The 12,624-nt window shown below is 65.8% G+C and carries 9 protein-coding genes; 6 read left to right on the top strand and 3 right to left on the bottom strand.

Annotation, left to right across the window (positions count from 1 at the left end; all coding sequences use genetic code 11):
• Positions 1 to 2: 2 nt before the first annotated feature.
• Positions 3 to 2,849, bottom strand: coding sequence for a type VI secretion system Vgr family protein (locus G3O00_RS12210; RefSeq protein WP_206143073.1), 2,847 nt, complete (start codon positions 2,847 to 2,849; stop codon positions 3 to 5).
• Between the two features lie 184 nt (positions 2,850 to 3,033).
• Here G3O00_RS12210 and G3O00_RS12205 point away from each other — a divergent pair, with 184 nt between their 5' ends.
• From G3O00_RS12205 to G3O00_RS12185, 5 genes are all read left to right on the top strand, one after another.
• Positions 3,034 to 3,273, top strand: a complete 240-nt coding sequence (locus tag G3O00_RS12205; protein ID WP_278648012.1) for a hypothetical protein — start codon at positions 3,034 to 3,036, stop codon at positions 3,271 to 3,273.
• A gap of 242 nt (positions 3,274 to 3,515) precedes the next feature.
• Positions 3,516 to 4,274, top strand: coding sequence for a hypothetical protein (locus tag G3O00_RS12200; protein ID WP_174929863.1), 759 nt, complete (start codon positions 3,516 to 3,518; stop codon positions 4,272 to 4,274).
• A 96-nt stretch (positions 4,275 to 4,370) separates the two neighbouring features.
• A complete protein-coding gene (locus tag G3O00_RS12195) occupies positions 4,371 to 6,752 on the top strand; it encodes a DNA polymerase II (RefSeq protein ID WP_206143071.1) in 2,382 nt (793 codons plus the stop codon).
• A gap of 90 nt (positions 6,753 to 6,842) precedes the next feature.
• Positions 6,843 to 7,964 (top strand): J domain-containing protein, encoded by a 1,122-nt coding sequence (locus tag G3O00_RS12190; RefSeq protein ID WP_206143070.1) that lies wholly within the window; start codon positions 6,843 to 6,845, stop codon positions 7,962 to 7,964.
• 275 nt (positions 7,965 to 8,239) lie between these two features.
• A complete protein-coding gene (locus tag G3O00_RS12185) occupies positions 8,240 to 8,563 on the top strand; it encodes a DUF4148 domain-containing protein (RefSeq protein ID WP_206143069.1) in 324 nt (107 codons plus the stop codon).
• A gap of 101 nt (positions 8,564 to 8,664) precedes the next feature.
• Here the strand turns inward: G3O00_RS12185 and G3O00_RS12180 are convergent, their stop codons facing one another.
• Both G3O00_RS12180 and plcR read right to left on the bottom strand, forming a co-directional pair.
• Positions 8,665 to 10,041: a pectin acetylesterase-family hydrolase gene (locus G3O00_RS12180; RefSeq protein ID WP_206143068.1), complete on the bottom strand. Its 1,377-nt coding sequence runs from the start codon at positions 10,039 to 10,041 to the stop codon at positions 8,665 to 8,667.
• A 66-nt stretch (positions 10,042 to 10,107) separates the two neighbouring features.
• Positions 10,108 to 10,821, bottom strand: coding sequence for a phospholipase C accessory protein PlcR (plcR, locus tag G3O00_RS12175; protein WP_206143067.1), 714 nt, complete (start codon positions 10,819 to 10,821; stop codon positions 10,108 to 10,110).
• 430 nt (positions 10,822 to 11,251) lie between these two features.
• On the opposite strand from plcR, the gene G3O00_RS12170 reads away from it, so the two are divergent.
• Positions 11,252 to 12,478, top strand: coding sequence for an amino acid deaminase/aldolase (locus G3O00_RS12170; RefSeq protein ID WP_206143066.1), 1,227 nt, complete (start codon positions 11,252 to 11,254; stop codon positions 12,476 to 12,478).
• Positions 12,479 to 12,624 lie beyond the last annotated feature (146 nt).

Genomic DNA, 12,624 nt, shown 5'->3' with positions numbered 1-12,624 from the left:
AGCTATGCGTCCGAAGAAGGGTTGAGCAGATCGTTGTACTGTTGTCGGTGGACGGCCCGATCGGGAGCGACTTCGTCGTCAGGCGAACTTTCAAGGAACTGAAACCCCTGATTGGCGAGCGCGCCATTCGCCGCATCCCGATACTCCCCCGGCACCGGAATCTCGTGCTTCACGCCGTTCGCCATCTCCAGCGTGTACTTCTGCGTGGTGACCTGGTGATCGATCGGCAACTGCCCCGTCTTGTCGAACACGCCCTGCTTGACCAGCGCCCCGTCCGCATAAAGCTTGTACGGCATGCCCACCGGAACGACACCGGTGGCGGACGGCGACGCCATCGTATTCAGCATCAGCCGTCGCGTCGGCAGATCCTTGAACGCGGGATTGGTCACATCCATGCTCGTCGGACCGCTGAACGCATGCTGCGCCCCCTTGACGTCGATCTTGCCGGGCGCGTGAATCTCGATGTCGCCGCCTTTGAGCCGGATGTACGCGCCGCCCGACGTCAGCAGGATTTCCTGCTGTGCCGATGCCTGGACCTTCTCGGTCACGGACGCCAGCAACAGCGACTTCTGCGCCGTCACTTCGACATTGTCCGCGTGAGTCTGAACCTCGATCTTCCCCTTCGCCGCAAACAGCTTCATCCCGGCGTTCTGCACGAACAGGCTCAGTTTCTCCGTAATGCTGGCAACGAGCGACTTGCCGGTCGCAACGTGCGTGCTTTGCCCGCTGACGATATTGACGTGCTGATCGGCTGCAACGTGCGTCGACTTCTGCGTCGACAGGCCGATGCCTGCAGGCGCGGCAACCAGGATCACGGGCTGCTTGAACGCGCCGGCATCGCCCGTCCCGCCACCGGCCGTCACTCCGCCACCGCCCGTCGCGCCCGACTCGTTGTGCTGCGCCGCATCCGCAAAAGCCTTGAAGGTGTCGTGGCCCTCCTTCAGGCTTTCCGCCTTCGACGTTTCGCTTGCCTGCGACAGGCCATCGAGGATATTCGCCGAGCCGTTCAATTGACGCGTCGCCAGCGTGGTATCGAGCGGCTGACTGGCGACCGGGTGCGTCGTGACGAACAGCCCTCGCCCCGCCCGCAGCGCACCGTAGGCGTCCGAACTCAGATCGAAGCCTTTGCCCAGATAACTGCCGCGCGTGTTGTCGCTCTGGTCGATCAGGTAGCCGAGATGCAGCGCCGCGTTCGTGCTGCTGCTGTACAGGTGCACGCGGTTCTGGCCCGTCGAATCGTCCATCACCATCTGGTTGTAACCGCTCCCCGAGAACTCCTGGGACCGGTAACCCGACAGCAGGGCATTCGAATGCCATCGCGGCTTCGCGCCCCCGTTGTACACCCGGTGTAGCGCAATCGGGCGATCGATGTCGTTCCCGATATGGCCGATCAGCAGTTCCTCACCCGCACGCGGCATGTGAACGCCGCCGTACCCGTCGCCGGTATCGGATTGCGCGACACGCACCCAGCACGAAGCGCGCTCGTCGCCTTCGTTATGCCGGTCCCAGATGAACAGCACCTTGATCCGGTTCAGGTCGTCGGTATACGCCTGCTCCCCCTTCGGACCGGCAACGATCGCCGATTCGAGTTTTGCTTCGGGTTTCCGGTGTTCGAGGGGGCTGTGATACGGGACCGACGTGCGCTGCGCTTCGATGGCAACCCGATAGAAACCCGTCGAGCCGTCGGCATGCGACACGGCGAACACCTTGTCCGTGTCATCCGCATCGGCCTGCTTCACGGCCTGATAGAGGCTGTGCGGGTAATTTGCTTCGTGTCCCGAAAGAGGCACGTTGTTGACGATGATCCACTCGACCTCGATCACCGCGAATTCCCGATGGTCAGCCGCGTCCTGGTCATGCTCGGGATGTCCGGTCAGTGTGAATCGCCGCCCCGCATCGATGCGGCGCACCCCGCCGACACCGTCGTAGCGCTTCGCCTGCGACTCCCATTCCTCCATGCGGATCTTGCTGAGATGGTCGCCGCGCTCCTGTTCGGGGTACGTATAGGCGCCCGTGTATTCATACACCTCGGCCTGCGACGGGAGATCGCCCTGATTGGCCATCGTGGGAACCGACGTCGCCTTCGGATTGGCGGGCGTGGCCGGATTCTTGTAGTCGAACGTTCGCGTCGACAGCAGGACGGACTGCAGCGTCCGGGTTCCGGCCCACTGCGTAAAAGCGTCCACTTCACCATGAACGCTCGCGCGGGAAAATTCGACCGTTGCCGGCGCAAGCGGCTCGAGCGTCTGAAGACGATCGGTAATCACCAGCGTATGGGATTTTCCGTCCTGCGCCTGTTTCCAGATGCCGTACAGGCCCTCGGATTCGAGAAGCCGGTGCACAAAATTCCAGTCGGTTTCGTCCTGACGGCAGTAGGAACGCGAAGGCAGCGGTTGCGACAATTCAAAGCGATACATCCCGCGCGCCTGCGGATGATCGTTGAATACATCGGCAATGATCGCGTCGACGCTTTTGTCTTGCCAGTGACGCTGGTCGCGGCGGAATTTCAGAAAATGCAGCCACGACGAGAAACTCAGCTGGTAACACGCGAGGCCACCGTCAACGCCGAGTTTTCTCGCGGTATGAACGTAGCCGTGGTGAGGAAGATAGGTCTTGTCGGTTTGCTGGATCCACAGCGTGATCGGCTGCGAAATCAGTGTCTTGAGCTGGACATCGTTCGACGTCGACACGCAGTCGATCATGAACAGGTAATCTCGACCGATGCGGGACTGCCCAAACACCCGGTGCGGGATCAAAACGTTACTGCCAAGCGGTGTATCGAGCTTGAGTAATCGTTCCTGCTGAACCAGCCCTCCCGTGATTGTCCCGATCATGCTGTGCGCATCCATAGCGCCTCTCTCAGAATTATGTTGTTGTTGACTGGCGATTCTACGAATGACGATTCTGTGACGTCAATCGGGTGGAATTCAAATAATTGAAAACTGTAATTATTCATTCATCATTATGAATGGCTTTCGTAATTCCACCCTGCTGCTCCGCACAACCCATTCGCACCTGTATCCCGGCTGCACAGTGACGCTTGGCAATGACGCGCCGCGCAATGCGACGCCGCATCCCGCCGTCATCGAATTCGCGGATGGATCCGGCGCGACCGCGACACTCGTCTGCGTCGACGACGACGCGCTCGAACTCGCCGTCGACGAATACGTTACGCAGAAGCGCCACAAGGTCATCGCGCGCCGCTGGCTGCTGCGGCCTGCCGATACCACGCGTACGGCATGGCGTGTCGCCGAGCGGCTACACATCGCCTGACGTTTGCACCCTCACAACGCCCGCCAACTGCGATCCCCGCCCCCAACGCCCTGTTATGATCGTTCGCCTCGTGTCCCTTGTCGGCCCCTCGTGGAAAGGGTGACAGAACACCCACGCCATCGGCGCGAGCACCTGCAGCACCCAGGAAAAGCAACCGAGAGACGGCAGGACGCCACGCGTACCCGCCGCATATTTCCGATCCGGCCGTGCGGACTTCCCGTCCGCCATCAGGAGACATCGCCATGAATTTCATCCTGCGTGTCGGGCGCACCTGGGATACCCAGATCGCCGCCATTCGCGACGCCGTTACCGAAGACACCAACCTGATTCGCTACGACAACACGTCGTATCGGATCTGCTCGAACGCGTTGCCGCCCGCCTTCACGATCAGCGTGCTCCCCAGCACCGTCAGCCCGCCGCTCGTGCTGAACATGCGCACGCGCGACCTGTACGTCGAGCTGATCGGCGGCCATCCGTTCGAAAACTACTCGCACAACCTCGACAGGATGCCGTTCGAAGCAACCGCCACCAGCGGCGACGACGCGGAGCGCGGCTTCTCGCTCGACAGCGCGATTCGCGGCCTGCTGCGCACACAGGGTGGCGACAAGCGCATGCTCAGGCCCGACGACCGCTTTCTCGCGCAATCGCTTGTCGTGTTCTGCGTGGCCGAATCGCTGCGGTTCGACAAGATCGCGACCGAACTCGGGCAGTTCTTCCGGTCGTCTTACGACCCGAACCATCCGAAAATCGGCAATTTTCTGAAAGGGGTCGCGCGGATCCGGTACCTGCATTCGTGGCTGCAGATGGCGAAGAACTGGGAGAAGACGACCAAGGACGTCTTCGACGGCATCCCCGACACGATGCGCGAGATCGTCGTCCAGCCGCGCAGCCGGTTGTCTCCGGCCGACCGGCAAGCGTCCGCGCGCGTCGACCTCGCCGGGTTCGGCGAGGTGACGCGGTCCATCGCGCCGGGCATGCGGGTACTGATGCGGCCGTCGTGATGCGGTGACGTCGTGACACGCTCGCGGCCGGCACCTGCACAGCCCCCGCCCAAGCGCTAAAATCCGCCGCCTGAGCATCCACAACGAGCAAGCGTTTTGACGGCGTTCGAGCAGGGTTTCATCCTCACCCGCCACTGGCGGGACACCGCATCCGGCATCGAGATCGAGTTCTGGCTGGCAACCGAACACGGTCCGCGCCGCGTGCGGTTGCGCCCGCAGGAAGCCGTCGCGTTCATTCCGGCCGAACAGCAGGCGCTCGCCGAACGCGCACTCGCCGGCGAGCGCGAGGCCGAGTTGCGCCCGCTCGCGCTGCGCGACTTCCGGCAGCGCCCGGTCGTCGGCCTCTATTGCAAGCGCTACCGCCACCTGTCCGGGCTGCAGAAACGCCTCGCGGCGGCCGGCATCGACGTGTACGAAGCCGACGTGCAGCCGCCCGACCGCTACGCGATGGAGCGCTTCATCACGGCGTGCGTGCAGTTTCGCGGGCAGCCCGATCGCGACGGCACGCTGACCGCCACCGAACTGAAAACCGCGACCGGCTACCGCCCGGCGCTGCGCTGCGTGTCGCTCGACATCGAAACCAGCGTTCACGGCGAGCTGTATTCGATCGCGCTCGAAGGCTGCGGGCAACGGCAGGTCTACATGCTCGGCCCGCCGAACGGGGACGACAGTGACGAAGCGGGCGCCAGCGACTTCCGCCTCGACTACTGCGACAGCCGGCCCGCGATGCTCGCGCGGCTCAACGAATGGTTCGACGAACACGATCCCGATGCGGTGATCGGCTGGAACCTCGTGCAGTTCGACCTGCGCATCCTGCATGCGCATTCGGAGCAATACGGCATCCCGTTGAAGCTCGGCCGCGGCGGCAGCGTGCTCGACTGGCGCGCGCACGGCCAGCAGCCCGACCACTTCTTCGCGGGCGCGGCCGGCCGGCTGATCCTCGACGGCATCGACATGCTGAAATCCGCGACGTGGACGTTCCCGTCGTTCAGCCTCGAATACGTGTCGCAGGCACTGCTCGGCGAAGGCAAGTCGATCGACAATCCGTACCAGCGGATGGACGAGATCCAGCGCCGCTTCGATCACGACAAGCCGGCGCTTGCGCGCTACAACCTGAAGGACTGCGAGCTCGTCACCCGCATCTTCGACAAGGCCGACCTGCTGTCCTTCGCGCTCGAACGCGCGAGCGTGACGGGCCTCGCGGCCGATCGCACCGGCGGGTCGGTGGCGGCCTTCACGCACCTGTACCTGCCGCGCATGCATCGGCTCGGCTATGTCGCGCCGAACCTCGGCGACGTGACGGGGCAGAACAGCCCCGGCGGCTTCGTGATGGATTCGCGCCCCGGGCTGTACGACTCGGTGCTCGTGTTCGACTACAAGAGCCTCTATCCGTCGATCATCCGCACGTTCCTGATCGATCCGGTCGGGCTGATCGAAGGGCTCGCGAATCCCGGCGACGACGCATCGGTGCCCGGCTTTCTCGGCGCGCGCTTCTCGCGTTCCGCGCACTGCCTGCCCGATATCGTGCGCCGCGTGTGGGAAGGCCGCGACGACGCGAAGCGCCAGCGCAACGCGCCGTTGTCGCAGGCGCTGAAGATCATCATGAACTCGTTCTACGGCGTGCTCGGCTCGACGGGCTGCCGCTTCTTCGACCCGCGCCTCGCGTCGTCGATCACGATGCGCGGGCACGAGATCATGCACCGCACGCGCGAGCTGATCGAAGCGCAGGGTTACGAAGTGATCTATGGAGACACCGATTCGACGTTCGTGTGGCTCGGTCGCGCACACGACGACGGTGAAGCCGGCGCCAAGGGCCGCGCGCTCGTCGAGCACGTGAACCGCTGGTGGCAGGCGCACCTGCGCGACCACTTCGGGCTCGACAGCGCACTGGAGCTGCAGTACGAGCGGCACTATCGCCGCTTCCTGATGCCGACCGTGCGCGGTGCGGAAGAAGGCAGCAAGAAGCGCTACGCGGGCCTCGCGGCAGCGGCCGACGGCGGCGAGGATCTCGTGTTCAAGGGGCTCGAAACGGTGCGCACCGACTGGACGCCGCTCGCGCAGCAGTTCCAGCGCGAGTTGTACCGGCGCGTGTTCAACCGCGAGCCGTACCAGGATTTCATCCGCGACACCGTGCGGCGCACGCTGGCCGGCGAATTCGACGACCAGCTCGTCTACCGCAAGCGTGTGCGCCGGCCGCTGCGCGAGTACGAACGCAACGTGCCGCCGCACGTGCGCGCGGCGCGGATCGCCGACGAGTTCAACCAGGCGCAGGGCCGGCCGCTGCAGTATCAGCGCGGCGGCTGGATCAGCTACGTGATGACGACGGCCGGCCCCGAGCCGCTCGAAACCATGCGCTCGCCGATCGACTACGCGTTCTACCTGAGCCGCCAGCTGCAGCCCGTCGCCGACGCGATCCTGCCGTTCCTGCGCGACGATTTCGAACGCGTGATCTCCGGACAGGGGCAGTTGTTTCAGTAACGGCGGCGCCATGTCGGGCACGGGAGAAACGCCGGGCCGGTTAAAATACCGCGCTGCGGCGCGTCCTGCCGCAGCCGAAGGAGAGTCATCATGACCGCACGTCGCGGAACAGCGGTCGCCATCGCGCCCGGCCACGAGACAGCCAGCCTGTCGAAAGCCCAGAAAGCATTCAATACGCTCGTCCAGCAGATCGAGAAGCGGCGCGAGCGTCTCGGCGCGTGGGAAGCCGCGATGCCGGCCTTCCAGAAGAAATTCGTCGACGAGCTGTTGCCGCTCGAACAGACGTCGACCGCGCTGCGGATCCGGTTGCTCAATCAGCTCGACGACGCGTACCTGCAGAAAGGCTTGAGCAAGGCCGAGCAGCGCACCCTGTCCGGGGTGATCGCCAACATGGCGCGCGACTTGCTCGACTTCAGCGACGATGCGCAGTTGAAGGCCATCCACGCCCGGCACAGCGCGGCCGATCACGGCAGCAACGCGGCAGCCGAGCCGGAGCCGGCGCTGGAACCGGAGTCGGCATCGACGCCTGGCGCGACAACGGAAGACGATCTCGACGCGCTGTCGCCCGAAGCACTCATGGCGCGCGTGCAGGCCGAACTGGACGAACAGTTCGCGCGGGACATGGCCGAGCACGCGGCCCGCGAGGCACAACGCGCCAAACGCAAGAAAGCGCCCCGCCAATCGGCCGCGCTGGCGAAACGCGAAGCCGAGCAGGCCGAAGCGAGCCGCTCGATCCGCGAGGTCTATCGGAAGCTGGCGAGTGCGCTGCACCCGGATCGCGAGACCGATCCGCAGGAACAGGAACGCAAGACCGTGCTGATGCAGCGGGTCAACCACGCTTATGCGAACGGCAAGCTCCTGCAACTGCTGGAGCTGCAACTGGAGATCGAACAGATCGACCGGCACGCGATCAACGGTCTCGGCGAAGATCGGCTCGCGCGCTACAACGGCATCCTGGAAGATCAGCTGCGCGAGCTGGACCAGGAGATCCAGGACGTCGAGACCGGATTCCGGCGAACCTACGGGATTGCGCCGTCGGTGAAGGTCGCGCCCGATACCATCATGCGCATGCTCACGCGCGACATCGCGGGCACTCAGCGCAGCATCCACGACCTGAACCTGACGCTGCGCGAGTTCGACGATCCCGCGAACGTCAGGGAATGGCTGAAGGACATGAAGCGCCAGCAGGCCTTCCCGCGCTTCGACGACTGACCGTGCCGGGCGGGCATGCGTCTGCCCGCCGACCATCGAATGCGTAGCCAGCCTGACGGTATGGCTGCGCGCCCCTCATCGATCGGCATTCCGCGCCACCGATACAAGCCGGAGCCGGCCATCCCGGACACCGCGCATCACCCACTTTCACGGATTCAGGAACACAGCTGGACAGGAATCGGCATTTATCCGCCCGATCCGGGTTCCTAAACTTGTCTCGTCGGTTCAGCCAGCCCCAATCGCGCCGAGCCGCAACGAAACCGTCTGAGGAAACCGTGAAATCCATCATCGTCACCATCGCCACCGTCGCCGCTACCGCCACAGCTCTCCTCGCCGCACCGACCGCGTCGTACGCGCAATCGTCGCACTCGACGCTCACGCGTGCGCAGGTACGCCAGGAACTGCTCGACCTCGAGTCGGTCGGTTACGAGCCGATCGCCGGTGATGGCGACAACTATCCGGGCGACATCGTCGCCGCGCAGGAACGCCTGGCCGCCAAGCGGCTGGCCGAACGCAAGAGCGCCGAAGCGGCCTACGGGTCGAACGGTGCGGCGAGCACGGAGTCGGGTGCGCCGGCGGTTGCCGTGGTGAAGCCGTAACGCCGTCACGCACGGCCACGTATCGACGCAGGCGAGCGGCCACGACACCCGGCCGCCGCACTGAGTCGCGGTCACCCGCTCGGGCGAACCGCTGCTTCACGTCACGCCCGGTGCCCCGAGATCGGCCCCGCTTCGCCGGTCAGGTTGAAGATGCTGTCGATCCACGCCAGGAACGTCGAGAACGTGAAATCCGACCACTGCTGCGTGCGGAACGCCTTCATCACCGGCGTATCGGCCGGGTCCTGCTGGTTCAGCAGGTTGTCGACGAAGGTGCCGATATCCGCGTCGATTCCGTTCTCGTGGATCCCCGACCCGGTAAAGCTGACCGCCGTCACCTGGTGGTTGTCGATGAAGTCGTTGCGCGCCCACGGCATGAAGTAGCCGAAGTTCGGCAGCGGGTTCAGCGTCTGCTTCAGCCCGTCCAGCTCCTGGTCGAACATCGCGAGCGACAGCGCATCCTTCGTCGCGTCGTCGGGCGCCGCGATCACGGCCGGCACGAACGCGCGATAGTGATACGCGGCGATGATCTTGTCGCGCTGGTAGCTCGAGAAGCCGAAGCGGTCGTGCGGATACGTCGCCGACAGCGCCGCGTACGCGCTCCCCATGTTGCCCGGATCGAAATGGCTGGTCAGCCGGCTGTTCACGGTGATCATCCCGTCGGGGCCCGTCATCCCCCATTCGGTGCGCACGCGGTCGTACAGGCCGACCGACGGATGCGTGGCCGCGTCCGCATCGAACGGCGTGTTGAACACCGTGCCGGCGTCGTCGAGCAGCGAACTATGCGCCTGCGGCTGCAGCGTGTTGCGCAGCGTCGCGTAGTTCGCGAGCGTGCCGTAGCCGCCCGCGCTCATCCCGTACACGAGCAGCCGGTTCGGCTTGCCGAAGCCGTGCGACGTCAGCCACTGCGCGACGGCCTGGATGTTCTTCAACCCGCTGTAGTGCTGCAGCCGCCAGTCGCCGCTCGGCGCGGTGTAGTTGCGCACCGCGCTGCCCATGTGGATATCCCCGGTGCAATAGGGCACGAAAACCTGTGTCCACTGCTGCGTCTCGACCTTCGGCTCGCCGACGAGAATGTGCGCGAGATCCATCCGCGTGAGCAGCGGCGACAGGAACGACGACAGCAGGCTCTCGTTCGCGGTGCCGTTCATGTAGTTGTGCGGGATGCCGTCCGGATTGAAGCCGCCGAGGCCGGCCTCTGCGCCGGTCGACGTCTGCGTGCAGGTGCCGTAGTCCCAGCACGCGCCGCCGGGCTCCATCATGTACAGCAGGTTGTCCGACTGCGCGCGATTGATGTAGAAGCGCATCGGCGTGCCGTTCCCGCACGATGCACCGGTACTCTCCGGCAACGTCACTTCGTACCACGAATAGTATGGAATCGACGGATCCGGCATCGTCGTATCGGCCGCGTGGCCGTTCAGTGCCGCGCAACCGAGCAGTGCGGCAACGGCCGCGCGCAGCAGGCTTCGTGCTGTGGACATCTCCCCTCCTTGTCGATGGACATGACGCGGCCGCCGGGCTCCGTCCCGGCGTCGCGGATTCGGCGCTCAGTGCACGCCGGTCGGTGAAGCGCCGTCGAACAGCTGGACCCGCAACGCCTGCAGGCGCTGCGCGATGACGGCTTGTTGCTGGTCGGGATCGGGAATGCTCGCCTGAACCTGCCGGACGACGTCGCGGCTCTGCTGTTCGTACGAGAGATAGCGCGGGTCCTGCGCCGGCGACGGGCCGACCGTCTGCTGCGAGTAGGTGTCCCATTGCGCGCGCATCGACCGGATCGCCGCGCTGCGTGTCGCAGGGTCGGCTTCGGTATCGGTCAGCAGCGCCGCGCTCAGCGCTTCGGCCTGCACCGGCACGATCTCGTTGCGTGCGACATGGTCGGGCAGTTCGTCGAGAATCCGGTGCGCGAGTGCGGCGCGCTCGGCTTGCGGCATGCTGTTGCGGCGATCCCCATACGCGGCAACCTCGTCGCGAAAGCGTGCGAACGCGACGATGCGCTTCACTTCGGCATCCGCGTCGGGGCGCGCTGCAAGGCTGCGGCGCAGCGCATCGACGTCGAGCCGCCGCTCCTCGGGGCCGGGCGTCGCCGCGCCGGCGCCGAACGTATCGGCTGCACCCGGCTGCGCGCTCGCCGTCGCGGCCGGTGTGTCGGTCGACGCGGCTTGTGCCGGTGTCGCCGCTTCATATCGCCAGATTGCAACGACGGCCACGCCGATCGCCGCGATCGCGCCCGTGCGCCGCCAGAGTGCCCTGTTCTTCTTCACGTCGCCTCCTCGTCACGTCATGCCGTTCTTCGCCGGTGCATCCGCGAGTAGGTTCTAGGTCGAATCCGGCATGCAGTCAAAAGCGGCACTAGAACGCGGGCACTAAACCTGCTCGCAGCGGCCACGTCCAGCACAACGTTTGAAACGCATTTCGTCGTCGCATGGGCCAGCACGCGATGTCGCGCGCCACGCCCGTACGGCGGCGGTTCGGACCTGTACGCGCCGTGTGCGTCGCGACACCAAGCAAGCAGCGATCCAGCCGCGCGGCGCACGACGGTCACGCATCGGCGTGGCCGATACGGATGGCCGGATCAGACCCGTCGAACGACCCGCTGAGCGCTTGGTCGGTATTTTGGCCAGCCCTATGCTGGTTTCCGACACGCGCCGAACGGTCGGCGCGACGCCCACCCCACCCAGCCGAGCCCGTTCCATGAGCCGTGCAGACCTTCCGCATCGCGCACCCGCCGCCGTCCACGACTATCCGACCTATCGCGACGCGCTCGCGGGCCGCCGGCTGCCTGCCGCCTTCGTCAATCTCGACTGCCTCGACGCGAACCTCGCCGACCTGAAGCGCCGCGCACGCGGCGTGCCGATCCGGCTCGCGACAAAGTCGGTGCGCTCGCGCGAACTGATCGGCGCGGTGCTCGCCACCGGCCCGTTCATGCAGGGGCTGCTGTGCTACTCGGCCGCGGAAGCCGCATGGCTCGCGGACGGCGGCTTCGACGACATCGTCGTCGCGTATCCGACCGTCGAGCCCGACGACCTGCGCGCGGTGGCCGCGCAACTCCGGCGCGGACGCTCGATCACGCTGATGGTCGACGATGCCGCGCAGGTCGACGCGATCGATCGAGTCGCCCACGACGAACGCGTGACGATCCCGCTCGCGATCGATCTCGACATGTCGTCCGCGTATCCGGGCCTGTACTTCGGCATGTACCGCTCGCCGGTGCGCGATGCGGCCGGCGTGCTCGCACTCGCGCACCGCATCGGCGAGCGCCCGCATGTGCGGCTCGACGGGCTGATGGGTTACGAAGGACAGATCGCCGGCGTGGCCGACACCGAGCCGGGCAACGGCGCGCGCAACGCGCTGGTACGTCACCTGAAACGCCGCTCGGCACGCGAGATCAATACGCGCCGCCAGGCGGCCGTGCAGGCGCTCGCGGCGGCGGGCCACCGGCTGCGCTTCGTGAACGGCGGCGGCACCGGCAGCATCGAGAGCACGCTCGGCGACGCGTCGGTCACCGAGCTTGCAGCCGGCTCCGGCCTCTACGCGCCCGCGCTGTTCGATCACTACGCGGCGTTTCATGCGCAGCCGGCGGCCGGCTTCGCGCTGCCGGTCGTGCGGATTCCTCAGCCGGGCATCGTGACCTGCTCGGGCGGCGGCTATATCGCGTCGGGCCCGGCCGGCAAGAGCCGGCTGCCGCGGCCGTGGCTGCCGGCCGGTTGCACGCTGATCGACAACGAAGGCGCGGGCGAAGTGCAGACGCCCCTGCGCGTGCCGCACGGCGTCGCACCCGCGATCGGCGACCCGATCCTGTTCCGCCACGCGAAGGCCGGCGAGCTGTGCGAACGCTTCAACACGCTGCTGCTGATCCGAGGCGGCCGCGTGGTCGGCGAGGCGCCCACCTATCGCGGCGAAGGCAAGAGCTTTTTCTAGCGGGCCGCGCGGCCCGTCGATCAAACCGGTCAACCCGTTCAATCCATTCAAACGACAACCACGGAGACAATGCCATGTGGCGCAACTGGTCGGGATATGTCTGCAGTCCTGATGCAACCGTGTCGACGCCTGCGTCGCACGCCGGA

The organism is Burkholderia sp. Ac-20384, from assembly GCF_017104605.1.
Taxonomy (GTDB): domain Bacteria; phylum Pseudomonadota; class Gammaproteobacteria; order Burkholderiales; family Burkholderiaceae; genus Burkholderia; species Burkholderia lata.
Note: the sequence above shows the minus strand (reverse complement) of the source record. Positions and strands in the feature narration are given on the sequence as shown.